This window comes from Streptomyces sp. NPDC001351, from assembly GCF_042896045.1.
In the GTDB taxonomy this organism is placed as follows: domain Bacteria; phylum Actinomycetota; class Actinomycetes; order Streptomycetales; family Streptomycetaceae; genus Streptomyces.
The window spans coordinates 996,342-1,019,103 of the sequence record NZ_JBIAWS010000003.1 but is presented as its reverse complement, the minus strand read 5'-3'; the positions used below and the strand labels follow the sequence as shown (position 1 = coordinate 1,019,103).

20 protein-coding genes are annotated in these 22,762 nt (G+C 71.9%); 12 read left to right on the top strand and 8 right to left on the bottom strand.

All coding sequences use genetic code 11. The features are described from left to right. Positions 1 to 154 precede the first annotated feature (154 nt). The gene (locus ACFY1U_RS14805) at positions 155 to 820 is read left to right on the top strand and encodes a TetR/AcrR family transcriptional regulator (protein WP_390694496.1); all 666 of its coding nucleotides are present in this window, start codon (positions 155 to 157) and stop codon (positions 818 to 820) included. Positions 821 to 1,693: 873 nt separating this feature from the next. Here the strand turns inward: ACFY1U_RS14805 and ACFY1U_RS14800 are convergent. Continuing rightward, a complete protein-coding gene (locus ACFY1U_RS14800; protein WP_390694495.1) occupies positions 1,694 to 3,487 on the bottom strand; it encodes a thiamine pyrophosphate-requiring protein in 1,794 nt (597 codons plus the stop codon). 256 nt (positions 3,488 to 3,743) lie between these two features. On the opposite strand from ACFY1U_RS14800, the gene ACFY1U_RS14795 reads away from it, so the two are divergent. Next, on the top strand, positions 3,744 to 4,538 hold the full coding sequence (locus ACFY1U_RS14795) for an RNA polymerase sigma factor SigF (RefSeq protein ID WP_390694494.1): 795 nt from the start codon (positions 3,744 to 3,746) through the stop codon (positions 4,536 to 4,538). On the opposite strand, the gene ACFY1U_RS14790 is transcribed toward ACFY1U_RS14795, so the two are convergent. Then, positions 4,519 to 5,634, bottom strand: coding sequence for a PAS domain-containing protein (locus ACFY1U_RS14790; protein ID WP_390694493.1), 1,116 nt, complete (start codon positions 5,632 to 5,634; stop codon positions 4,519 to 4,521). The genes ACFY1U_RS14795 and ACFY1U_RS14790 overlap by 20 nt on opposite strands. 87 nt (positions 5,635 to 5,721) lie before the next feature. Between ACFY1U_RS14790 and ACFY1U_RS14785 the strand changes: the two genes are divergently transcribed. From ACFY1U_RS14785 to ACFY1U_RS14770, 4 genes are all read left to right on the top strand, one after another. Further along, a complete protein-coding gene (locus ACFY1U_RS14785; RefSeq protein WP_390694492.1) occupies positions 5,722 to 6,441 on the top strand; it encodes an ANTAR domain-containing response regulator in 720 nt (239 codons plus the stop codon). Positions 6,442 to 6,620: 179 nt separating this feature from the next. Further along, on the top strand, positions 6,621 to 7,361 hold the full coding sequence (locus ACFY1U_RS14780; protein WP_390694491.1) for a hypothetical protein: 741 nt from the start codon (positions 6,621 to 6,623) through the stop codon (positions 7,359 to 7,361). A 108-nt stretch (positions 7,362 to 7,469) separates the two neighbouring features. Beyond that, entirely contained in the window at positions 7,470 to 8,717 is a 1,248-nt protein-coding gene (locus ACFY1U_RS14775) for an aminotransferase class I/II-fold pyridoxal phosphate-dependent enzyme (protein WP_390694490.1), read from the top strand. Continuing rightward, positions 8,714 to 9,778, top strand: coding sequence for an MBL fold metallo-hydrolase (locus ACFY1U_RS14770; RefSeq protein WP_390694489.1), 1,065 nt, complete (start codon positions 8,714 to 8,716; stop codon positions 9,776 to 9,778). The genes ACFY1U_RS14775 and ACFY1U_RS14770 overlap by 4 nt, the downstream gene beginning before the upstream one ends. A 90-nt stretch (positions 9,779 to 9,868) precedes the next feature. Here the strand turns inward: ACFY1U_RS14770 and ACFY1U_RS14765 are convergent, their stop codons facing one another. Together ACFY1U_RS14765 and ACFY1U_RS14760 are read right to left on the bottom strand one after the other, a co-directional pair. Continuing rightward, positions 9,869 to 10,489, bottom strand: a complete 621-nt coding sequence (locus tag ACFY1U_RS14765) for a DedA family protein (protein ID WP_390694488.1) — start codon at positions 10,487 to 10,489, stop codon at positions 9,869 to 9,871. Further along, the gene (locus ACFY1U_RS14760) at positions 10,486 to 11,259 is read right to left on the bottom strand and encodes an MBL fold metallo-hydrolase (RefSeq protein WP_390694487.1); all 774 of its coding nucleotides are present in this window, start codon (positions 11,257 to 11,259) and stop codon (positions 10,486 to 10,488) included. The genes ACFY1U_RS14765 and ACFY1U_RS14760 overlap by 4 nt, the downstream gene beginning before the upstream one ends. A gap of 83 nt (positions 11,260 to 11,342) precedes the next feature. Between ACFY1U_RS14760 and ACFY1U_RS14755 the strand changes: the two genes are divergently transcribed. The 6 genes from ACFY1U_RS14755 to dnaK all read left to right on the top strand — a co-directional run bounded on the left by ACFY1U_RS14755 (position 11,343) and on the right by dnaK (position 19,363). Beyond that, entirely contained in the window at positions 11,343 to 11,744 is a 402-nt protein-coding gene (locus tag ACFY1U_RS14755) for a hypothetical protein (protein ID WP_390694486.1), read from the top strand. Positions 11,745 to 11,879: 135 nt separating this feature from the next. Next, on the top strand, positions 11,880 to 13,916 hold the full coding sequence (locus ACFY1U_RS14750) for a phage holin family protein (protein ID WP_390694536.1): 2,037 nt from the start codon (positions 11,880 to 11,882) through the stop codon (positions 13,914 to 13,916). A gap of 80 nt (positions 13,917 to 13,996) precedes the next feature. Then, the gene (locus ACFY1U_RS14745; RefSeq protein ID WP_390694485.1) at positions 13,997 to 15,058 is read left to right on the top strand and encodes an ATP-binding protein; all 1,062 of its coding nucleotides are present in this window, start codon (positions 13,997 to 13,999) and stop codon (positions 15,056 to 15,058) included. A 62-nt stretch (positions 15,059 to 15,120) separates the two neighbouring features. After that, the gene (locus tag ACFY1U_RS14740; RefSeq protein WP_390694535.1) at positions 15,121 to 16,854 is read left to right on the top strand and encodes a hypothetical protein; all 1,734 of its coding nucleotides are present in this window, start codon (positions 15,121 to 15,123) and stop codon (positions 16,852 to 16,854) included. A 58-nt stretch (positions 16,855 to 16,912) separates the two neighbouring features. Continuing rightward, positions 16,913 to 17,341: an OsmC family protein gene (locus tag ACFY1U_RS14735; protein WP_099934526.1), complete on the top strand. Its 429-nt coding sequence runs from the start codon at positions 16,913 to 16,915 to the stop codon at positions 17,339 to 17,341. Positions 17,342 to 17,497: 156 nt separating this feature from the next. Then, complete coding sequence (gene dnaK / locus ACFY1U_RS14730) at positions 17,498 to 19,363, top strand: molecular chaperone DnaK (protein ID WP_390694484.1); 1,866 nt, start codon at positions 17,498 to 17,500, stop codon at positions 19,361 to 19,363. Between the two features lie 3 nt (positions 19,364 to 19,366). On the opposite strand, the gene narI is transcribed toward dnaK, so the two are convergent. The 4 genes from narI to ACFY1U_RS14710 all read right to left on the bottom strand — a co-directional run bounded on the left by narI (position 19,367) and on the right by ACFY1U_RS14710 (position 22,654). Further along, positions 19,367 to 20,089: a respiratory nitrate reductase subunit gamma gene (gene narI, locus ACFY1U_RS14725; protein WP_390694483.1), complete on the bottom strand. Its 723-nt coding sequence runs from the start codon at positions 20,087 to 20,089 to the stop codon at positions 19,367 to 19,369. Beyond that, a complete protein-coding gene (narJ, locus tag ACFY1U_RS14720) occupies positions 20,086 to 20,580 on the bottom strand; it encodes a nitrate reductase molybdenum cofactor assembly chaperone (protein ID WP_390694482.1) in 495 nt (164 codons plus the stop codon). Before narJ ends, narI begins: the two co-directional genes overlap by 4 nt. A gap of 371 nt (positions 20,581 to 20,951) precedes the next feature. Continuing rightward, a complete protein-coding gene (locus tag ACFY1U_RS14715; RefSeq protein WP_390694481.1) occupies positions 20,952 to 21,749 on the bottom strand; it encodes an SAM-dependent methyltransferase in 798 nt (265 codons plus the stop codon). Positions 21,750 to 21,790: 41 nt separating this feature from the next. Beyond that, complete coding sequence (locus tag ACFY1U_RS14710) at positions 21,791 to 22,654, bottom strand: helix-turn-helix domain-containing protein (RefSeq protein ID WP_390694480.1); 864 nt, start codon at positions 22,652 to 22,654, stop codon at positions 21,791 to 21,793. Positions 22,655 to 22,762 lie beyond the last annotated feature (108 nt).

The window sequence follows — 22,762 nt, the reverse complement described above, 5'->3', positions numbered from 1 at the left end:
CTTGTAGTGGATCCGCAGGCCGTCCACCTCGACGAACCGGGAATCAGGCTGGGGCTCGGACCAGGTACTCATAATGGATACACTGTTACCGATATAGTTTCGTGTCAAGTGGAAGCCCCCGCGTGTTACGGCCACGGTGGTCTTGAGCGAGGAGATGGATCAGTTCGTGCGCCGCCCTGCCGGTCGTCCGGCGGTCCCACCGGACCGGATCGTCGCCATGGCGCTGCGGATCGTCGACGAGGAGGGAGCGGAGGCGCTGTCGATGAGGGCCCTGGCCGAGCGCCTGGGCTCGGGTACGGCGACGCTGTACCGGCATTTCGGCAACCGGGCAGAGCTCGTGGCGCAGGTCGTGGACCACACGTTCGGCCTCGTCGAACTGGACGATCGAGAACTGGCCTCGGCGAGTTGGCAGTGGTCTCTGGCGGTGGTGGCACACGCCATGTTCCGCGCTTTGGGTCGGCACGGGAACGCTGCCCGGCTGCTGGCCGAGCAGATTCCCGTCGGCCCCAACGCGATGGCGCTGCGGGGGCGCTGTGTCGCGGTTTTGCTCAAGGCGGGATTCGAGGCCTCACTGGCCACACGCGCGTATGTGACGCTGGCTCGCTACGTATGTGGCCTGGCGATACAGCTCAACCATGAGAACGGCGCCGGTGGGCGGCGCAACGAGGTGTCGGTCGCTGCCCTCCGGGGCGTGGATCCGGCACGGTTCCCCGCTGTCCACTCGATCGCGGAGGCGTTGCCGGTGCTTGTCGAAGAGGTCTTCCCCTTTGGGTTGGATCCCATCCTCAGCGGGCTGGGGGACTTCCGTGATGGCGGCTGACCAGGGCAACAGCTGCGTCGAGCGTCAGGTCGTGCCCGGTGGCGGCGTCTGTCGGCGCGATCTTGTCCATCTCGGGAGTGCGGCTGGAGCGTGCCGCATGCACTGGGCCACCAGGCACTCATCCCGGCCCGACGTCCCCGGCGCCCGGTGCGCGACCCCGCCCGACTTCCACGATGCCCGTGGCCGGCTTTCGCAGGTCCCCTGCCCGGCCGCCTCGTGCCACCCCACGGCCTCAAAAGACCGAGAGGCCGCACCCCGTGAGCCCGACCCCATCCATCATCATGTCGCCAGACAACCATCAAGCCGTCTGCGCACCGAGATAAGGCTGGGCCAGCCACGCACCACACTGCCCATCACCATGCCCAGACGGACTTGACCCGGCCCCTCCAACAGATAAGGGGACGGCGTGCGTCTGACGGTTACACGTGTTCCCGAGATCGGCATTCTCGCACGAAGGGCCGTCACCTCATCCCTGCGTGATCCGATCCACGCGGCGCCTCATCGACCAAGTCCTGCTGCCGCTGCTCACGCCCGACGGACCAGACAGATGTCCCCGGCCAATGCCTCCATTCGCCTTGAGCTCAGGCACAGCGGTGAGCCCTCATCGTGGCCCCGTCACCGTCACGGGAGGGGACCCGGCCGGCCGAGAAGGCCAGCGCTGCTCCTGCCCGCACGGTGCGCCGATGGCGCCGATGGCCGCTGGGTGCCCAGCGTGTTCCGCAAGCCCCCGTGGCGTGACGTCCGGGAGTATCAGCCGCACCACGATGTCAAGTACGGCAGTTCGGCACTGAACAGTTCACCGCGCTACTGAACTGACCACTGAACTGTTTCGTGCGCAACTGAACTCTTCAGCGCCGTTCAACACGACAGGGGCTACTGCTTCTGCTTCCCCGGCAGGAACTCCTGAACCTTCGCCTTGAGACCCTGCTTGATCATGGAGCCGCGGTCCGCGTCGCCCTTCAGGATCGAGGCGGCCGTCGCCTCCATCTGCTCCCAGGTGGCGTGCGGCGGGATCGGCGGGACCGCCGGGTCGGTCAGGAACTCGATCACCGCGGGACCGTCCGCCTCCAGGCCGGCCCGCCAGCCCGCCTCGACGTCCTCCGGCTTCTCCACCCGGATGCCGGTCAGGCCCAGCGAACGGGCGAACGCGGCGTACTGCACGTCCGGGATCTCCTGCGAGGGCAGGAAGGACGGAGCGCCCTCCATGGCCCGCATCTCCCAGGTCACCTGGTTGAGGTCGTGGTTGTTGAACACGGCCACGACCAGCCGCGGGTCCTCCCACAGATCCCGGTACTTGGCGGCCGTGATCAGCTCCGCCATGCCGTTCATCTGCATCGCACCGTCCCCGACGAGCGCGATCGCGGGCCGGTCCGGGTGCGCGAACTTCGCGCCGATGGCGTACGGCACCCCGCAGCCCATCGTCGCGAGCGTGCCGGAGAGCGAGGAGCGCATGCCCGGCTTCATCGTGAGGTGGCGTGCGTACCAGTTGGCCGCCGAGCCGGAGTCGGAGCTGACGATCGCGTCGGCAGGCAGCAGCGGGTCCAGCGCATGGGCGACGTACTCCGGGTTGATCGGATCGGCCGACTGCTCCGCCCGCCGCCCCATCACCTCGCGCCAGCGCGTCACGTTCGCGCACACCTGGTCGTACCACTCGCGCCCGCGGTCCTCGCTCAGCAGCGGGATCAGGGCCTGAAGGGTCGCCTTCGCGTCGCCGACGAGATTCACCTCGTACGGATAGCGCATCCCGACCATGTGCGGATCGATGTCGATCTGCACCCCGCGCGCCTTGCCGAACTCCGGCATGAACTGCGTGTACGGGAACGACGAACCGATGGTCAGCAGGGTGTCGCAGTCCCGCATCAGCTCGTACGAGGGGCGGGTGCCCAGCAAGCCGATCGAGCCGGTGACGTAAGGGAGTTCGTCGCTGAGGACGTCCTTGCCGAGCAGCGCCTTGGCGACGCCGGCCTTCAGCAGTTCCGCGATCCGCTCGACCTCGGCGCGGGCCCCGGCGGCGCCCTGGCCGACCAGGATCGCCACCTTGTCACCGGAGTTGAGGATCTCGGCCGCCCGCTGGACGGACTCCTCGGACGGAACCGCCGTCCAGGAGCTGCGGCCCAGGCTGGAGGGCACCATTTTGAACTCGTGCGTGGGCGCGGAGTAGTCCAGGTCCTGGACGTCGCCGGGAATGATGACCGCCGTGGGGGCGCGGCGGGCGTACGCGGTGCGGATCGCGCGGTCGATGACGTTCGGGAGTTGCTCGGGGACCGTCACCGTCTCCACGAAGTCCGAGGCGACGTCCTTGAACAGGGTGTGCAGGTCGACTTCCTGCTGGTACGAGCCGCCCATCGCCGTGCGGTGCGTCTGGCCGACGATCGCAAGGACCGGCACATGGTCGAGCTTGGCGTCGTAGAGGCCGTTGAGCAGGTGGATCGCACCGGGCCCCGAGGTCGCCGCGCACACTCCGAGACGGCCGCTGAACTTGGCGTAGCCGACCGCCTCGAACGCGGACATCTCCTCGTGCCGGGACTGGACGAAACGAGGCTTGTTCTCGGCCCGGCCCCAGGCGGCCAGCAGGCCGTTGATGCCGTCGCCCGGGTAGCCGAAGACATGGTCCACACCCCACTCGCGCAGTCGTTGCAGGACGTGGTCGGAGACCTTGGTGCTCATATGTCGACCTCCCGGGCCTTGACGTGATCGGACAGCAGTCGTCTGCGGGCCGAGTCACCCGGTGGGCCACCGGAAAACATCCGGGGGTGTTTGCGGCCCGGGGCCCGGGGCAGGCGCAGTTCCAGTGCTTCGGACAGGAGGCACGTCCGTGGGAACGGCCCCTGAGCCGCCCAGGCCGCGCCTGTCTCGAACGCGCGGCCGCACTCCCACGGTGACCGTCCACCCCAGAGCACCCTCAAGGGAGTTGCGACGCACCATGCCCACCAAAGTGAGCGCGAAGCACCACCCGCACGACGACGCCCCGGACACCGCCGAGGCCTTCCGCAAGCTCGCCCAGCTCCCCCCGGGCCAGCAGCGCGACACGCTGCGCGAGCAGGTCGTCGAGGCCTGGCTGCCGATGGCCGAACGGCTCGCGGGACGCTTCCGCAGCCGCGGCGAGAGCTTCGAGGACCTGCGGCAGGTCGCCGCCCTCGGCCTGGTCAAGGCCGTCGACCGGTACGACCCCGAACTCGGCAACGCCTTCGAGAGCTACGCCGTCCCCACCATCACCGGCGAGATCAAACGGCACTTCCGCGACCACATGTGGACCCTGCACGTACCGCGCCGGGTCCAGGACCTGCGCAACCGCGTCCGGTTCGCCAGCCAGGACCTCTCCCAGACCATCTCGGGCCGCAGGCCCACCGTCGCGGAGATCGCCGAGCACGCGGGCATGAGCGAGGAGGACGTCCTGGTCGGACTGGAGGCGCTGGAGAGCTTCACCGCGCTCTCACTCGACGCCGAACTGCCCGGCAGCGAGGACGGCTACTCGCTGAGCGACGCCCTCGGCTCGCCTGACCCCGCGCTGGACACGGTCGTGGACCGCGAGTCCGTCAAGCCCCGGCTGGCCGCGCTTCCCGAACGGGAGCGGGCCATTCTGTACATGCGGTTCTTCGGCGACATGACGCAGAGCCGGATCGCCGAGCAGCTCGGCATCTCTCAGATGCATGTGTCACGGCTGATCAGCCGCTGCTGCACGCGGATGCGGGACCAGATCATGCGCGAGGCCGCATAGCCAGTGCCAGATGGCGCGACATCAGGTCCATCGCCTGCGCCTCCGCCATCGAGAACGCCAGCCGGGGCCCGCACCGGAACAACGTGAGCACACCCCGCAAGGCGTTCCCGTCCTTCAGCGGCACACACAGCAGTGAGGTGACATTCGCCGCCACGAGGACGGGGGCGCCCGTCGTGGTCAGGCCGAAGGCGTCCGGGTCCGGCGGTCGGATCTGCAGGGCCGGGGACCCGGTCCGGGCCGTCTCGACGACCAGGGGGCAGTCGGCCGGATCCTGCCCCTCGAGCGCGGCCGCGTTCGCGTCCGGCGGGGCCAGCACGGTCGTGCGCGACAGGCCGTCCACGCCCGCGTCGGCGATCACCCAGTCGGCGAACCTGCCGTGCAGGACCCGCGCCGCCGCCTCCGGGGCGCCCTGCCGGTCCGTGGTGAGCAGGGCCGTGGTCATCGCGTCCAGGAGGTCCATCACGGCCGCGTGACGGGTGGTCTCGGCGAGGTCCGGCAGCTGCCGTGCGGGCGGGTCCGCCGGTGCGGCGGGGACGCTGGGTCCGCCGGGCTGCAGGACCACCAGGACCGTGGTGCGGGGCTCGCCGCCCGGGCGTACGGCCGCCAGCGTGGCGTGCACCGGGACGGACGGCTGCTGCTGGAGGTGGACGGTGAGACTGCGGTCGCCCTCGCCGCGGGCCACCGCCGCGGCCTGCGAACGGAACGCGGCCCGGTCGGCGTGGGTGAGGAAACCGGTCAGCGGGCGGCCCGTGGCATAGCCGGCGCGCACGCCGGTGAAAGCGGTCGCGGCGCCGTTCAGCCGCCGCACCACCGTCTCCTTGTCGACCAGCGCCACCGGCAGCGGGAGGCGCTGGAACACCGTGCGCAGCAACTGCTGCTCCTGACGGTCCGCCGAGGCGCGGGTGCGGGCCGGGCCCGCCTCCGAAAGCCGCTCGTACCGGGGCCACAACTTACCGGCCACATGGTCGAGTTCGAAGATCGCCGCATCCAGCACCGTGGGCAGGTCCCCGCCCGACACGGACCGCGCCGTCTTCAGTTCCGCGACGCGGCGTACAAAATCCGCAAGGTCTTCCCCGAACTCGTCCGTCTGCGTCATGCGACGAACGTAGCGCGACTCCCGTTCAAGACCACCGTTTTCGGACCGGGGGAAGGGGAAGGCGGGCGGGGAGAGGAGGAGTGCACCATGCCGGACACCGGGCCGCACATCCGTCGTTGGGGAACGGAGGCGACCGAACCCGCTCTCCCCGGGCGGCGGCTGTCGGAACTTGTCGAGGAGGCCGCGCGCTGCACCGTCCAGTGCTGTGGAGCGAGCGGAATGGTTGTCGAGGGCGGCAGCGAGCGGCCCGCGGCCGTCACCCACCCCGACCTCGCCCCGCTCGTCGCCGTGCAGCTGCGCTCCGGGGACGGGCCCATCCCGACCGCCCTGGAACGCGGGGAGCCCGCGGTCTGCTCCGACCTGCTGCGCGAGGACCGCTGGCCCGACTACCGCGCCCTCGCGCTCGACTCCGGGGTGCGCTCCAGCGTGACACTGCCCTTCCGGCGCTCCGGCATGGCGGTGACGCTCAGCCTCTACAGCTTCCGGCCCGGCGCCCTGGAGGACGCCCCGCACGGGCCCGCCCGGGCGCTCGGCGACTTCGCCGTGACCTGCCTGGTCCGCGACCGTTCCTACGGCGCCGCGCTCACCGAACTCGACCAGCTCGGCACCGCGCTGCGCTCCCGCCCCCTCGTCGACCAGGCCTGCGGCATCGTCATGCACGTACTGGGCTGCGACGCGGACGCCGCGTTCGGGGTGCTGCGCCGCCTCTCGCAGGGCAGCAACCGCAAGCTGTCCGACGTGGCGGGGGCGGTGGTCGAGCGGCGGGGGCGGGGGCTGGAGAGGGAGCTGGCCGCGCTGCTGAACTGAGGTCCTGCGCAGCCGGGTCCTGACACCTCGGCGCGGGCGCGGGCCGTGTCACCCGCTCGGCCGTCCTCGTAGCGCGAATGGGGCTCGGCCGCGCGCGCCTGGCCGCCGCGCGGGCTGTGATGGGCTATGGGGCACGACTCCGTGCTCCTGAGAAGTCACCCGTCGAAGGAGCCCTCCCCATGCCTCGCACTGCCCGTGTCCTGTCCGTCGCAGCCCTGGCCGGTGCCACGCTCGGCTTCGCCTCGGCCGCCTACGCGGACTCGGCCGCCGAGGCCGGCCCGAGCAGCGTCTCTCCCGGCGGCAGCGTCACCGTCTCGGTCGCCTGCCGAGCCACTGGCGGACCGCCGCCCGCCGGCCTCGACGCCGTCTCACACACCGACGCCAGGAGGGGGAACCCCACAACGGCCGACGGCACCTGCGCGACGGCGCCAGGCGCCAGGGGCAAGGCGCTGAGCGCAGCCTCCCGCGTGAACCGCGGCGACGGCAGCGATGGTGCCGGGCCTGGTGAGAGCGGGAGCGACGGTGGTCTGGCCGGCGACAACACCGGTGGCGGGCGTGGCGACGGCGGCGGTGGGCGTGGCGACGGCGGTGGTGGCGGCGGACGGGGAGACACCGGCGGCGATGAGGGCGCCGATCTCGGCGGAGGTGCTGTCGGCGGCGGCGATGTCGGCGACGGGGGCGGCCATGACCAAGGCCGGCCCTGCACAGAGCCGGACTCCCGCTCCTGCGGCGGCACGGGCATGCAGAACGGGCGGGAGCACGACCTGCAGAACGGCATGCACCACGGGGTGGAGGCCGGTGCGGGCGGCACCTTCTCCGACTCCGTGCCCGCCCTGGTCGCCGGCGGCCTCCTGATCGCGTGCGCACTGGGCGCCGCCACCTACCGGCTGTGGCCGAAGGACTCCGCCTGGGACCGCTGACCCGCCGGGGCGATCGGCGAAGCTCGTGCGCACTCCGATGCGGCAGCGGCACTCTGGGTACTCGGAGCACGGCGACGGACACGGCACAGGGACTGCGCGGAGGTACGCATGCGGCGGACGGACCCGGAAGGCCACGGCCCCGTCCGCTACGGGCCGCCGCTGCCCGAGGACGGGCTGCCCGTGCCGCCCGAGCTCACCGCCGTGCTCGCCGCGGCCGCCGCACGGGCCGAGGGGGAGCCGATCGGCGGCGGACCCGAGCTGGTCGAGGCCGCGTGCGGCTACTGGGAGCGGCGCGGCCTGTCCGCCGCCCCCGACCGCGTGGCCGCCGGACCCGGCGCCCCCGCCCTGCTGCTCGCGCTGACCGCCGCCCTCGGCGGCGACGTCCTGGTGCCGAGGCCGTGCGCGGCCTGGTGGGCGCCGTACGCACGCCTGTTGGGCAGACCCGTCTTCCATGTGGCGACGCCGGCCGAGTGCGGTGGCGTCCCGGATCCGTACGCCCTCCTGGAGACCGTGCGCAGGGTGCGCACCGAGGGCGGTGATCCGCGGCTGCTCGTGCTGTCGGTCGCCGACGACCCCACCGCCACGGTCGCGCCGCCCGAGGTCCTGCACGAGTGCGTGGAGGCCGCCGCCGGGGAGGGGCTGCACCTGGTCAGCGACGAGACCTGGCGCGACACCCTGCACGCACCGCACGACACCGTGCTGCTCAGCCCCGCCGAGATGCTGCCCGACCAGGTCACCGTCGTCACCGACCTGGCGGGCGCGCTGCTGCCGCCCGGCTGGCCGGCCGCGGTGGCCCGCTTCCCGGCAGGCGATACGGGTGCTGACCTCCACGCGCGCGTGCTCGACGTGCTCACCGCTCTGGGCGCCCGCATCGCCGGCCCCCTCGCCGCCCCGGCCGCGTACGCGCTGGGGGAGCCGGAGCCGGTCACCGCGCGCGTGGCGGCCGCCGTGCGCGTGCACGCACGCGTGGCCGCCGCCGTGCATGCGGCGGTCGTCGCGGCGGGCACCCTGTCCCGCCCCCCGCAGGCCGGCCGCCATCTCTACGCCGACCTCGGCCCGCTGCGCGCCGCGCTCTCCGAGCACGGCGTCGGCGACGCACAGGAACTGGAGGACTTCCTCGCCGCCCGGCTCGGCATGCCCGCACCGGGCGGCCACCGCTTCGGCGACGAACTCGGTGCCCTGCGTGTCCGCCTCTCCACCGGCCCGCTGCTGGGCCGCACGGACGAGGAACGCGCGGCATGTCTCACATCACCCGCGCCGTTGGAACTGCCACACGTGCAACGCGCGTTGAGTCATGTGAAGTCGGTCTTCGACGATCTCCGCGACGACGCTCAGCGATGGGAGCCTCCTCGATGACGCAGCAGTCCGAGTCGACCACCACCACGAGCACGAGTACGACCACCCGGGAAGCCGACGGGAGGGCGCCCGGGCCAGGATTGGTTCCCGCCCTTCCGCCGCTCGCCGAACCCCGCCCGCTGAGCGAGCGCCGGGTGTGGCCGCGCACCTTCCACGACCGCCTGACCGCCCCGCTGCCCGGCCTGAAAGCGATGGCCCGCTTCGCCCGCGAGGGCTCCGTCCGCCCCGGGCGGGAGGGCCTCGCCGACATCCCCCGGCTCCCCTTCGAACCCGCTCCGCTGCCCCGCGTCGACGCCCGTACCGTCGCCGTCTCCTGGGCGGGACACGCCAGTTGGGTCATCCGGATCGGCGGCCTGACCGTCCTCACCGACCCGGTCTGGTCCCGCCGCATCCTCGGCACCCCCGCCCGCATCACCCCGGTCGGAGTCCCCTGGGAGTCCCTGCCGCCCGTCGACGCGGTCGTCATCAGCCACAACCACTACGACCACCTGGACGCCCCCACCCTGCGCCGACTCCCGCGCACCACCCCGGTGTTCGTCCCGGCAGGCCTCGCCCGCTGGTTCCACCGCCGCCGCTTCACCGCCGTCACCGAACTGGACTGGTGGGAGGCGGCCGAACTGGGCGGCGTCCGCTTCGACTTCGTCCCCGCCCACCACTGGTCCAAGCGCACCCTCACCGACGCCTGCCGCTCCCTGTGGGGCGGCTGGGTACTGACGGCCCCCGACGGCCAACGCGTCTACTTCGCGGGCGACACGGGATACGGCCACTGGTTCTCCCGGATCGGCGAACGCCACCCGGACATCGACCTCGCCCTCCTCCCCATCGGCGCCTACGACCCCCGCTGGTGGCTCAGCGACGTCCACTGCGACCCGGAAGAGGCGGTACGGGCCGCCCAGGACCTGGGTGCGCGCAGGATGGCCCCGATGCACTGGGGCACGTTCGTTCTGTCGGCGGAACCGGTCCTCGAGCCGCTCACGCGGGTGCGTACGGCCTGGGAGAAGGCAGGCTTGGCCCGCGATGACCTGTGGGACCTCCCCGTGGGAGCCTCCCGGGTCCTGTAGCGCCCCATAGGGGCGCGGGGCTGTGCCGATGTGCGGCTCCGCCGCGTGAGCGCGATCAACGCCACCTCACCCGCGCCCCGCAACACACCGTCACCCGGCGGATCGAACCCGCCGCCACGCACTCGGCACCACACTGATGACCACGGTCAACGCAACCGCCGCCACCACGCCTTCCCAAGGCTCCGGGAACAGCGAACCCCCCAGAATCCCGATCACCTGATACGTCGCCGCCCAAGCCAGGCACGCCGGCAAGTTGCCCCGCGCAAACCGCCGCAACGGCCACTCGGCCACCAGGCAAGCCAACATCACCGGAATGCGCCCGGCCGGCACCAGCCGGGACAACACCAGCACGGCAACCCCATGCTCCGCCAACTTCCCCTGCGCCTGCGCAAGCCGCTCCTCCGGCGCCCGCGCCCGAATCGCCTCCAGCCACCGCGACCCGTTCTTCGACCGCATCCCGCGCCGCCCCAGCCAGTACAGCGCCGCATCCCCGAGAAACGCCGCCAGCGACGCCGTCACGAACACCAGCGCCAACGCGAACGGCGCCGTCTGATGAAAGGCGACCACGGCCGCCGAACTCACCAGCGCCCCTGTGGGAATCACCGGCACCAGCGCCCCGAACAGCACCAGCAGAAACAGCGACGGATAGCCGATCGCCCGCTGGGTCGACTCCGGAGGCACGATCGCCGCCGTAGCGGCAAGCCACGTCACCGTGCGGCCTCCAGGCGCACGCTCTCCCCGTGCCCGAGCCGGTGCACCTCGACATCCGGCGCGTGCTCGGCCGCGAGGCGCGCGAACTCGTCACCGGGCGCGTGGAATTCATGGGGGCGCACGGCGTCCATCCCGATCGGCCAGTAGGTGCCGTAGTGCACCGGCACAGCACTGCGCGGCGCCAGCCGGGCCAGCGCCTGGGCCGCCCGCCCCGCGTCCAGATGCCCGGTGCCGAGGTAGGGTCCCCAGCCACCCACCGGCAGCAGCGCCACGTCGACCGGTCCGACCTCCTGCTCCATCGTGTCGAACAGCCCCGTGTCCCCGGCGAAGTACGTCCGCGCCTCTCCCTCGATCACATAGCCGAGAGCGGGCGAGCGATGCGGCCCGAGCGGCAGCCTTCGCCCGTCGTGCCATGCGGGTACGGCCCGTACGACCACGTCACCGACCGTCACGCGGTCCCCGGGCGCCACCTCGCGCACCAGGAGATGGGTGAGCCGGCGCAGTCCCGGCACGGCCCGGGGCGCGCCGCGGGGCACCAGCAGGCGTGTGCCCTCCGCCAGTCGCTCCAGCGACGGAACGTGCAGGTGGTCGGCGTGCAGATGCGACACCAGCGCCACGTCCGCGCGCCAGGCGCCGGGCGGCGGCAGCGCCCCGCGACGGCGGCGGAGATGGGCGAGACGGCGCGCGAAGAGAGGGTCCGTGAGCAGCCGTACGCCCGAGTCCGCGACCGTACAGGTCGCGTGACCCCACCAGGTGATCTCCACCGGCACCCCTTTGCCTCCTTCGCGCGACTCCCCGAAGCCTACGGGCAGGAGTAGGGTCGGCGCCGAAACCCGGAGGTGAGGGGGACGCCATGGGATCGGTGCGGGTCACGGCGATCGCGAGTCTGACGCCGCTGCAGGAGCTGGACGACGATCCCTTCCTGGTGGACTCGCGCAGCCAGCACGCGATGTGCGCCCGCTGGGCCGCCGAGCGGGGCTACATCGTCAGCCGGGAGCTGCTGGTGCGGGGGGTGCGGGCCGACCACTGTGTGCTGTGGGACGGCGTCCGGCCGGGGATCGACCTGTTCGTGGCCCCCAGCCGCCGGGTGCTGGAGCGCGCGCTGTCGTCGGTCGAGGAGTTCACCGCGGAGTGCGCCCGGCGCGGGGTGCGGGTGGAGACGGTCGGGTTCGAGGAGCCCTGCTACGACGCCCAGATGAAGGCCCGGGTGCACCGGCGGCTGTCGATGCCGACGGCCGGATACGACGGGCGCTGAGCCCCCGCTGCCGGTTGCGGACCGGATTGTCCGACCCGTGTGACAGTCTGAAGTACGGGCCCGCACCGACGACGGGCCGGGACGTGAGGTGGGCTGGGCGTGCGTGGCGGGCGTTGGCGGCGGGCCGCCAGTCAGATGGGGCGGAGCGTCGCGGTGTGGGCGGTCTCCACGGTCACCATGCTCGTGCTCGCGGGGATCCTGCCGGACTTCCGCCTGCAGTCCGCCGACGGCGAGAGCGCCACGCACATCGCCGTCACCGCCGCGTTCGGCGCCGGGGCCTTCGGTGTCCTGTCCGCCCTGGTCTGGCCGCTGCTCGTACGGCTGTTGCTGCTCGTTCCGGCGCTGGTGCTGGGCCTGCTCGTCTTCGTTCTGAACGGGTCGCTGCTGCTGGTCGCCCTGCGGCTCAATCCGGCCAGCAGCGCCGAGGCGGCTCCCGAGACGGCCGTGGTGGTGGCCGCCGTGATGTCCGCCGTGGCCTCCGCGACCGGCGCCGCCCTGGCCGTGCGCGACGACGACGCGTACCGGCGGCGCCTGTACCGCCTCGCCGACCGCCGCCGCAGACGTCTGCCGCCCGGCCCGTCCGCCCCGGGCACGGTCTTCCTGCAGCTCGACGGGGTGGGCCACGACGTACTGCTGGCCGCGGTCGGCAAGGGCGTGATGCCCACCGTCACGCGGTGGCTGGGGAGCACTCACCGGCTCACCCCCTGGCGCACCGACTGGTCCAGCCAGACCGGCGCCAGCCAGCTCGGCATCCTGCACGGCAGCAATCACGACGTCCCGGCGTTCCGCTGGTACGAGAAGGACACCCGCGAGGTGATGGTCTGCAACCGGCCGACCAGCGCCGCCGAACTCCAGCGCCGGGCCGTCGAGCGCACCGGCGAGGGCGGCCTGCTCACCGCCGACGGCGCGAGCCGCGGCAACCTCTTCAGCGGCGGCGCCGGCGAGCAGGCGCTGGTGCTGTCGATCGCCACCCGTCGCCGCGGCCGGGAGAACAGGTCCCGGGCCGGCTACTTCGCGTACTTCTCCGACCCGGCCAACGCCGTGCGCACCGCCATGTCCTTCGTCGCCGAAGTCTGCCGCGAGATAAGCGAGTCCACCCGGGCCAGGGTCAGCAAGCAGCGCCCGCGCGTCGCCCGCGGCGGCCTCTACCCCTTCGTCCGCGCCTTCGCGACCGTCGTCGAACGGGACGTCGTCGTCGCCGCGGTGATGGGCGACATGCTCGCCGGCCGCACCGCCGTCTACGCCGACCTGGTGGCGTACGACGAAGTGGCGCACCACTCCGGGCCGACGAGCCGCGACGCGGAGAAGGTCCTCGAACGCCTCGACCGCGCCCTGGCGCTGATCGCGAACGTCGCCGAGCACGCCCCGCGGCCGTACCACATCGTCGTCCTGTCCGACCACGGCCAGAGCCCCGGCGAGACCTTCCGCGCCCGCTACGGCCTGGGCCTCGGCGATCTGGTGCGGGCCGGCTGCGGGCTGCCCGTGCCGCGCAGGGCGCAGCGCACCCACAGCGGGGCCGAGGCCCGCGCGGCCGTGCGGGCGGCGCTGCGCCGGCCCGTCGAGGAGGGCGAGGAGCAGCACCGCCCCTCCCGCCGCCGCTCGGAGCCGCTCGTGCTGGCCTCCGGCAACCTCGGCCTGGTCTCCTTCCCGGACGTGCCGCACCGGATGAGCAAGGAGGAGATCGACGCCCGCCATCCCGCGCTGCTGACCACCCTCGCCAACCATCCCGGCGTCGGCTTCCTGCTGGTCCGCAGCGAGGAGCACGGCGGGGTGGTGCTGGGCGCGTACGGCGCCGAGATACCGCTCGACCAACTCGAGGACAAACCGGGCCCGTTGGAGGCGTTCGGGCCGGGCGCCGCCGACGCCGTGCGCCGCACCCACTCCTTCCCGCACACCGCCGACATCATGGTCAACTCCTTCCACGACCCGGCCGACGGCGAGGTTCTCGCCTTCGAGGAACAGATCGGCTCGCACGGAGGACTCGGCGGCGCGCAGGGCCGGCCGTTCCTGCTCTCCCCGGTCGCCTTCTCGCCGCCGGTCGAGGACGGTGAGGAGCTGACCGGCGCCGAGCACGTCCACCGGGTACTGCGCCGCTGGCTGCGGGAGACGGACGGTCCTCAGGTGCCGGTGACCAAGGGGGAGAAGGAGGAGCAGGGCCGGCGGGCCGCCTGAAAATCGGCTGCGCCCGGGGAGGCGTCCGCTCACACTGTTCGAGTCGAACCTTCCTCGAACACTCCTCAGGAGCCGCTGCCTTGCAGGCTGCCGTCACCGTCACTCCCGCCCGTATCCCCGAACTCCTTCTCGGCCTCGCCACCGTGCGGCCGGTCTTCATCTGGGGCGCGCCCGGCATCGGAAAGTCCTCCCTCGTGCGGGACTTCGCCGAGTCGCTGGGCCTGGAGTGCGTGAGCCTGCTCGGCACCCAGCTCGCGCCGGAGGACCTGATCGGCGTCCCGCAGATCCGCGACGGACGGTCGGTGTTCTGCCCGCCGGAGGCGATCGCCCGCGACGAGCCGTACTGCCTCTTCCTGGACGAGCTCAACGCGGCCACCCCGGACGTCCAGAAGGCGTTCTACTCCCTGATCCTCGATCGCCGCATCGGCAACTACGAGCTGCCGAAGGGATCGATCGTCATCGGTGCCGGAAACCGCGCCACCGACAACGCGCTCGCCCGCCCCGTGGCCTCCGCCCTCGTCAACCGTCTCGCCCACGTCCATCTGGAGGCTTCCGCCAAGGACTGGCTGACCTGGGCCGCGAACAACGACATCCACCCCTGGATCCTCGACCACCTCACCGACCGGCCCGACCACCTGTGGTCCAGGCCGCCGAAGACCGAGGAGCCCTTCTCCACGCCCCGCTCCTGGCACATGCTCTCCGACGCGCTGCACTCCTTCGGCCGCGACCTCGACGAGGAGACACTGAAGGTCCTCGCGCACGGCACGCTGACGCCCGCGCACGCCACGGCCTTCTGCGGCTACGTCAAGATCGTGCGCAGCCAGTTCGGGATCGAGGCGATCGTCAAGGGCGACGCCCGCTGGCCGAACCGCATCGAGGACCGCGACCTGCTCTACTACCTCGCCGAGTCCTTCCGCGGCCGTCTGATCAAGGAACTCCCGGTCAGCAAGGAGCACATGTCGGCGAACGGCCGGCAGACCGCGTACCGCGCCAAGTCGCTGCTGGTGCAGCTCGCCGAGATCTCCGTCGAGGTCGCCCGGACCGTCATCGCCTCCGACGCCGACGGCAACCCCGTCCTGCCCTCGTGGTTCCTCATCGAGGCCGCCCGGGACATGCCCCGGCTGGTGGAGGCGCGGCGGTGAGCCGTACCAAGGGCAACGGGCAGAAGAAGCGGGACCTCGCGGCCGAGGCGTTCGCGGCGGGGATGGCGCTGGTGGAGGCGAACCCGGCCCTCGCGGCCGTGGAGTTCGACGTCTGCCGCGACGAGGAGTGCGAGATCGCGCCCCGCGACGGACTCGTGGTCGTCGACTCCGCTGCCGACCTGCACGTCCACCCGCACCGGCTGGCCGAACCCGCCGCCTGGGCCTGGGCCCTCGCCCACGCCGTCCTGCACCTCGGCTTCGGACACGTCCCGGCGGCGAAGGGGGAGCGCACCCAGCCGGACCGCTACGACCTCGCCGCACGCTGCGTCGTCGTCAACCGCTTCCTGCTGAACTTCACCATCGGCGAGACCCCCGAGGCGCTGCCCGCCTCCTACCCCGACGGCGACGAGGAGCAACTCGCCGCGCGCTGGCGGCGGGACGGGCTCCCACCCGCGTACGAGCGCTGCGGCACGGCCGGCGGCGAGCCCGACCAGCTGCTCCTGACCTGGCACGGGTACTACGGCCCGCCCCCGGACCACCAGCTGGCGTTCGCCACCGCCCTGACCCGGACCGTGTCCGCGGCGATGGACATGGCGGGCGGCCGCCGCGACTCCCTCAGCGGGGAAGTCGCCCCGCAGCGCCCCTGGGAGCGGGCCCTGAGCTGGTTCATCTCCTCCTACCCACTGCTCGGCGGCATCGCGGCAGGCATCACACTCGTCGCCGACGCCGAACTCGCCCGCGCGCACGGCATCTCCGTGGCTGCGGTGAACGCCGAGGCCGGCGAGATCTACCTCAACCCGCTGCGCCGGTTCGAGGACGAGGAATGGCGGTTCATCCTCGCCCACGAGATGCTGCACGCCGCCCTGCGCCACGGCGACCGCTGCGGCACCCGCGACCACTACCTCTTCAACATCGCCTGCGACTACGTGATCAACGGCTGGCTGCAGGAGATGCAGGTCGGCACCATGCCGGAGGGCCTCCTGCACGACCCGGCCCTCACCGGCCTCTCCTCCGAGGAGGTCTACGACCGTCTCGTCGGCGACCTGCGCCGCATGCGCCGCCTGTCCACCCTGCGCGGCAAGGGCAGCGGCGACATGCTCGGCGCCCCGCTGGGCCCGCCCGGCGCGTACGTCGACCTCGACGAGTTCTACCGCCGGGGCCTGAGCCAGGGCCTGGACCTGCACCAGCAGCAGGAGCGCGGCTTCCTCCCCGGCGGCCTGGTCGAGGAGATCCGCACCCTCAGCCACCCGCCCCTGCCCTGGGATGCCCGACTGGCCCGCTGGTTCGACGAGTTCGTGCCCAGCCCGCAGCCCGTACGGACATACGCCCGCCCCTCGCGCCGCCAGGCCTCCACCCCCGACATCCCGCGCGCCGGCCGCTGCTTCCCGCCCGAGGAGATCGCCCGCTGCACCTTCGGCGTCGTCCTGGACACCTCCGGCTCCATGGACCGCACCCTCCTCGGCAAGGCCCTCGGAGCCATCGCCTCCTACGCCGAGGCCCGCGACGTCCCGGCCGCCCGCGTGATCTTCTGCGACACGGCCCCGCACGACGCGGGCTTCGTGCCGGTCACGGAGATCGCCGGCCGGGTACGCGTCCACGGCCGCGGCGGTACGGTCCTGCAGCCGGGCATCGACCTGCTGCACCGGGCGGACGACTTCCCACCGGGCGCGCCGGTACTGGTGATCACGGACGGCTGGTGCGACGTCCTGCGGGTGCGGCGCGAGCACGCGTATCTGATCCCGCAGGGGGCGCGGCTGCCGTTCACCGCGCGTGGGCCGGTGTTCCGGGTGCGGTGAGCCGGAATGTGATCGGATGGTGTCCTACAGGAACAGCCAGAATTCGAAGGGATTCATCGTGGCAACCACGCGCTCCGCACACACCGTCTGGGAAGGCAACCTGCTCGAGGGCAACGGTGTCGTCTCCTTCGACTCCTCCGGTGCCATCGCCGAGCAGCCGGTGACCTGGGCCTCGCGCTCCCAGGACGCGAACGGGAAGACCAGCCCCGAGGAGCTGATCGCCGCCGCGCACTCCAGCTGCTTCTCCATGGCGCTGTCGCACGCCCTGGCCGGCGCCGGCACCCCGCCCACCAAGCTGATCACCTCGGCCGACGTGAATTTCCAGCCGGGTGAGGGCATCACCGGCATCCACCTGACCGTCGAGGGCACGGTCCCCGGCATCGACAACGACGCCTTCGTCGCCGCCGCCGAGGACGCCAAGAAGAACTGCCCGGTCAGCCAGGCCCTCACCGGCACGACGATCACCCTGTCGGCCAAGCTCGCCTGACACCCGCCCGCGTCCCGGACGTCCTTCGGTGCCGCGCCCCCGACACAGGGGGCGCGGCACCGTCGTTTCCGGGTACCCGGAGTACGCGGCATTGACAACAGCGCACTCAAGTTTTGTGCTGGTGTGTGAGGAGTGCCCTGGCGGAAGGGGACGGAGATGGCACGTGCGGTCGGGATCGATCTGGGGACCACGAACTCGGTGGTGGCCGTGCTGGAGGGCGGCGAACCCACCGTCGTCGCGAATGCGGAGGGGGCCAGGACCACACCGTCGGTCGTGGCCTTCGCCAAGAACGGCGAGGTGCTCGTCGGGGAGGTCGCGAAGAGGCAGGCCGTGACCAACGTGGAGCGGACCGCCCGCTCCGTGAAGCGGCACATGGGCGACGCGAGCTGGCGCTTCCCCGAGCAGGGCTCCGTGGACGGCACCCGCTACCGGGCGCAGGAGCTGTCCGCGCGGGTGCTGCAGAAGCTGAAGCGGGACGCCGAGTCCTACCTCGGCGAGGACGTCACGGACGCCGTGATCACCGTACCGGCGTACTTCGACGACTCCCAGCGGCAGGCGACCAAGGAGGCAGGGGAGATCGCGGGCCTGAAGGTCCTGCGGATCATCAACGAGCCGACGGCCGCGGCCCTCGCCTACGGCCTGGACCGCGGCGAGGAGCAGACCGTGCTGGTCTTCGACCTCGGCGGCGGCACCTTCGACGTGTCGCTGCTGGAGATCGGCGACGGCGTCATCGAGGTCAAGGCCACCAACGGCGACACACACCTGGGCGGCGACGACTGGGACCAGCGGATCGTCGAGCACCTCGTCAAGAAGTTCAAGGGGCAGTACGGCATCGACCTCGCGGGCGACAAGATGGCCGTGCAGCGGCTGCGCGAGGGCGCCGAGAAGGCCAAGATCGAGCTGTCCAGCTCGTCCGAGACGACGATCAACCTCCCCTACATCACCGCCTCCGCCGAGGGGCCGCTGCACCTCGACGAGAAGATGACCCGCGCCCAGTTCCAGGAGCTCACCGCCGATCTCCTCGACCGCTGCAAGACCCCCTTCCACCAGGCGGTCAAGGACGCCGGCATCAAGCTTTCCGCGGTCGACCACGTCATCCTCGTCGGCGGCTCCACCCGGATGCCCGCGGTCACCGACCTGGTCAAGGAGCTCACCGGCAAGGACCCGCACAAGGGTGTCAACCCCGACGAGGTCGTGGCCGTCGGCGCGGCCCTCCAGGCCGGCGTCATCCGCGGTGACGTCAAGGACGTGCTGCTCCTCGACGTCACCCCGCTGTCCCTCGGCATCGAGACCAAGGGCGGCATCATGACGAAGCTCATCGAGCGCAACACGACCATCCCGACCCGGCGTTCGGAGATCTTCACCACGGCCACCGACAACCAGCCCTCGGTGGGCATCCAGGTCTACCAGGGCGAGCGCGAGATCGCCGCGTACAACAAGAAGCTCGGCGTCTTCGACCTCACGGGTCTGCCCCCGGCCCCGCGCGGGGTCCCGCAGATCGAGGTCGCCTTCGACATCGACGCCAACGGCATCATGCATGTGTCGGCCAAGGACCTCGCCACCGGCCGCGAACAGAAGATGACGGTGACCGGCGGCTCGGCGCTCCCCAAGGACGACATCGACCGCATGATGCGGGAGGCCGAGCAGTACGCCGAGGAGGACCGAAAGCGTCGCGAGGCCGCCGAGACCCGCAACCAGGCCGAACAACTCGTCTACCAGACGGAGAAGTTCATCCGCGAGAACGAGGAGCGGATCCCCGCCGACACCAAAGCGGAGGTGGAGGCGGCCGCCACGGAACTCAAGGGCCTGCTGGAACACAACGCCGACACCAACGAGTTGCGCACCGGCGTCGAGAAACTCGCCACCGTCAGCCAGAAGATGGGCCAGGCCATGTACGCCCAGGCCGACCAGGGCGCCTCCGGAAGCGGCACCGAACAGCAGACGTCACCACAGGACGAGGAGGGCGTGGTCGACGCCGAGATCGTCGACGAGGACCGCGACACGAAGGGCGGCGCGGCCTGACCGTCACACGCCCGTCTTCTCCCAGCCCCGCCGCTCCGGCCGCGGTCCCAACTGCCTGGGCTCGCGGCTGCGGTGGGCCACGTACGGGCGGAACAGGTACTGCACCGGCACGCTGAACACATGGACCAGGCGGGTGTACGGCACCAGCGCGATCAGCGCCATGCCGATCGTCGCGTGGACCCGGTACAGCACCGGCACGCCCTCCATGAGGTCCGTCCTCGGCTGGAGCGTGAACAGGCTGCGGGCCCAAGGGGCGATGGACGCACGGTAGTTGTAGCCGTCGCCGGAGACATGACTGAGCTTGGCGGCCATGCCCAGCCAGATGGCGGCGATCAGGACGACGTACATGAGCTTGTCGTTGACGGTCGTCGCCCGGAACACCGGGGCGTGCGTGCGGCGGCGGTGGATGAGCAGCAGGATCCCGGCGACGGCGAGCGCGCCGGCCACCGTGCCGCCGTAGAGCGAGAACAGGTGGTACGTGTGCTCGCGGGCGCCGATCGAGTCGGTCCACGACCGGGGGACGAACAGGCCCACCAGGTGGCCCGCCAGCACGAAGAGGATGCCGTAGTGGAAGGCCGGGGAGGCGATGTTCAGCAGCTTCGACTCGGACACCTGCGACGAACGCGTGGACCAGCCGTACTTGTCGTAGCGGTAGCGCCAGATCAGGCCGGCGACGAGCAGGGCGAAGGCGGCATACGGCAGAACGCCCCACAGGAGCGTGGTCATGAGCGAACCTCCGTGTGGGGGATCGGCAGGGTGGCGCACACGGCATCCAGGACGGATGCGTACGGGGTACCGAAGTCGGTGAGCCGGGCCCGCAGCCGCCCGAGGCCCCCGCGGTGTTCCGTGAGGAGGTCCGTGTCGCCGGTGCGGGCCGCGAACTCCAGTACCGCGGGCAGGAAGTCGGGCGGTTCCTCGCCGGTGAACTCCAGGCCGGCGGCGCGGTAGACGTCCTTGAAGCGGACCAGCGACCTGCCGCGCCGCCGGGTGTCGCCCTCCCGCCACCAGCTCAGACAGAGGCTGTGCCGGTTCTTGAAGTCGAAGACCTGGACGTAGTGGGCGGCCAGTTCGCCGGGCGGGGTGAGGGCCGCGTGGTCGGTGAACTCCCGCAGCTGCGGGGCCGCCTCGCGCAGCAGGGGCAGCCGGGCGCGGAAGCCGTCGTCGGGATAGGTCAGGCAGAGCGCTGCCGCCTGGTACAGCACGGCGTCCGAGGGCATCAGGCCTCCTTGGTCTCGTCCGTGGTCCGGCGTCTTCGCAGGGCGTGGAAGTGCGCCACCGACACCAGCGGCAGACGGCTGGATGCCGGCCCGGGCGAAGACGGGGGCTCCGGGCCGGGCGAGAGCCTCGTGGTACAGCTACGGCAGACGCCCCTGACGCAGCCGCGGGGTTCGCACTCGGGCCGGTCGGGGGCGGTGGCTGCGGACCGCAAGAAGCATCTTGCGCGCAGCAGCGCCGCTCCCGGCCCGGCGGGCGTTGTTCGCGGTTCGGCCACCTGCGTCGCTCCCTTGCTCACCCCGTGCTTCGACGCTAGGGGCGGGCGGAGGAACGCACCTGTTCATGGCGCCCGTATGGGTGCTCGTGCACGACGTCAGGGCTTGCGGGCGACCCCCGCGTACACCGGAACGATGCCCTCCGTCTGCGCCGCCACGTCCTCGGCCTCCGGCCGCCACCCGGTCACCGGGATCACGCCGGGGCCGAGCAGCTCCAGGCCCTCGAAGAAGCGCTGGAAGTCCGTGATCGAGCGGGGGAAGAGCGGGGTGCCGCTCGCGCGGAAGGCGCCCGCCGCCTTCGCGATGGCCTCCGGATTGAGGTCGGGGGTGACCTGCGAAAGGATCAGATGGCTGCCCGGGGCGAGCGCCGCGACGTACTTCGCCAGGAGGTCGTGGACGCCGTCGTCCAGGTAGTGGGTCAGCGCCACCAGCGACAGCGCGACCGGCTGTGCGAAGTCCAGGGTCTCGGCGGCCTGCCGCAGCAGGGTGTCGATGTCCCGCACGTCCGCGTGCACATACTCCGTGCGGCCCTCCTCGGAGCCGCGCAGCAGTGCCTGGGCGTGCCGCAGCACGATCGGGTCGTTATCCGCGTACACCACCCGGGACTCCGGCGCCACGGCCTGCGCCACCTGGTGCAGATTGGGCTCGGTGGGGATGCCCGTGCCGATGTCCAGGAACTGGCGGATCCCGGCCTCGGCGACGGTGCGGACGGCCCGGTGCATGAACCGCCGGTTGGCCCGCGCCCCGCGCACCGCGCTGTTGTCCACGGCGAGGATCTTCCGGGCCAGCTCCTCGTCCACCGGGTAGTTGTCCTTGCCGCCCAGCAGCCAGTCGTACACGCGGGCGGGGTGCGGCCGGCTGGTGTCGATCTGCGGTGCGGCGTCGGATCCGGTCATGCGGGGTCTTCTCCTCCGGTCGGACAGGTGTAGTGGGTGGCTCAGAAGTCCTCGCGGTGCTCCCGCAGGATCTTCTTCGTGCGCTGGGCCGACGCGGCCCGCGCCGTCATGTGGTCGAGGACCTCCAGATGCGCGGAGACCTCCGTGCGCGAGTCGAGGTACAGGGCACCGGTCAGATACTCGGTGAAGACCATGTCGGGCAGCTCGGGCTCGTCGAAGCGGAACAGGGTGAAGGGTGCGTACGTCCCCGGGTGCGGGCCGTCCTTGAACTCGGCGATCTGCAGCGTGACCCGGTCCCGCTCGGCGAACTCCAGCAGCTTGTCCAGCTGCTCGCGCATCACCTCGCCGCGGAAGCTCACCGGGCGCCGCAAAACCGTTTCGTCCATGATCACCCACAGATGGGGCGGATCCGGGCGGTCCAGCAGCCGCTGCCGCGCCATCCGCAGCGACACATGCCGCTCGATGGTCTCCGGACCGGTCTGCCCGACGGTGCCCGCCTCCATCACCGCACGTGCGTAGTCCTCGGTCTGCAGCAGCCCGGGCACGAAGTGCGGCTCGTAGGAGCGGATGATGCCGGCGGCGCCCTCGAGGCTCACATACAGGCTGAACCAGTCCGGCAGCACGTCGTGGAAGCGCTGCCACCAGCCCGGCCGGTTGGCCTCCTCGGCCAGGGCGACGAACGCGGCCGCCTCGTCGTCCGGGACGCCGTACGTCTCCAGCAGCACCTGGACGTACGGGATCTTCAGGGCGACCTCGGCCATCTCCATCCGCCGTACGGTCGCGGGGGCCACCCGCAGGACGCGTGCGGCCTCCTCCCGCTTGAGCTGTGCCGCCTCGCGCAGTTCCTGCAGGCGTCTGCCGAGCACCACCTGGCCCACGGTGGGCGCGGGACGCCGCTCACTCACGCCACGCCTCCCCTACGCGCCGAAGCAACCGCGCAGTAGTGTGTCATGTTCCGCCGCCAGTCTCACGGGTTCCGGGAAGAGGCGCTCGCCACGCGGGCCGTCCGGCGG

Bases quoted from the DNA above. Each gene is read 5' to 3' on its own strand.
- narJ (WP_390694482.1), bottom strand. From the start codon at position 20,580: ATGCCCTCGGACGCCGTGCTGTACCAGGCGGCAGCGCTCTGCCTGACC.
- ACFY1U_RS14755 (WP_390694486.1), top strand. From the start codon at position 11,343: ATGGGATCGGTGCGGGTCACGGCGATCGCGAGTCTGACGCCGCTGCAG.
- ACFY1U_RS14750 (WP_390694536.1), top strand. From the start codon at position 11,880: ATGGGGCGGAGCGTCGCGGTGTGGGCGGTCTCCACGGTCACCATGCTC.
- dnaK (WP_390694484.1), top strand. From the start codon at position 17,498: ATGGCACGTGCGGTCGGGATCGATCTGGGGACCACGAACTCGGTGGTG.
- ACFY1U_RS14805 (WP_390694496.1), top strand. From the start codon at position 155: ATGGATCAGTTCGTGCGCCGCCCTGCCGGTCGTCCGGCGGTCCCACCG.
- narI (WP_390694483.1), bottom strand. From the start codon at position 20,089: ATGACCACGCTCCTGTGGGGCGTTCTGCCGTATGCCGCCTTCGCCCTG.
- ACFY1U_RS14800 (WP_390694495.1), bottom strand. From the start codon at position 3,487: ATGAGCACCAAGGTCTCCGACCACGTCCTGCAACGACTGCGCGAGTGG.
- ACFY1U_RS14795 (WP_390694494.1), top strand. From the start codon at position 3,744: ATGCCCACCAAAGTGAGCGCGAAGCACCACCCGCACGACGACGCCCCG.
- ACFY1U_RS14740 (WP_390694535.1), top strand. From the start codon at position 15,121: ATGGCGCTGGTGGAGGCGAACCCGGCCCTCGCGGCCGTGGAGTTCGAC.
- ACFY1U_RS14770 (WP_390694489.1), top strand. From the start codon at position 8,714: ATGACGCAGCAGTCCGAGTCGACCACCACCACGAGCACGAGTACGACC.
- ACFY1U_RS14715 (WP_390694481.1), bottom strand. From the start codon at position 21,749: ATGACCGGATCCGACGCCGCACCGCAGATCGACACCAGCCGGCCGCAC.
- ACFY1U_RS14780 (WP_390694491.1), top strand. From the start codon at position 6,621: ATGCCTCGCACTGCCCGTGTCCTGTCCGTCGCAGCCCTGGCCGGTGCC.
- ACFY1U_RS14790 (WP_390694493.1), bottom strand. From the start codon at position 5,634: ATGACGCAGACGGACGAGTTCGGGGAAGACCTTGCGGATTTTGTACGC.
- ACFY1U_RS14785 (WP_390694492.1), top strand. From the start codon at position 5,722: ATGCCGGACACCGGGCCGCACATCCGTCGTTGGGGAACGGAGGCGACC.
- ACFY1U_RS14775 (WP_390694490.1), top strand. From the start codon at position 7,470: ATGCGGCGGACGGACCCGGAAGGCCACGGCCCCGTCCGCTACGGGCCG.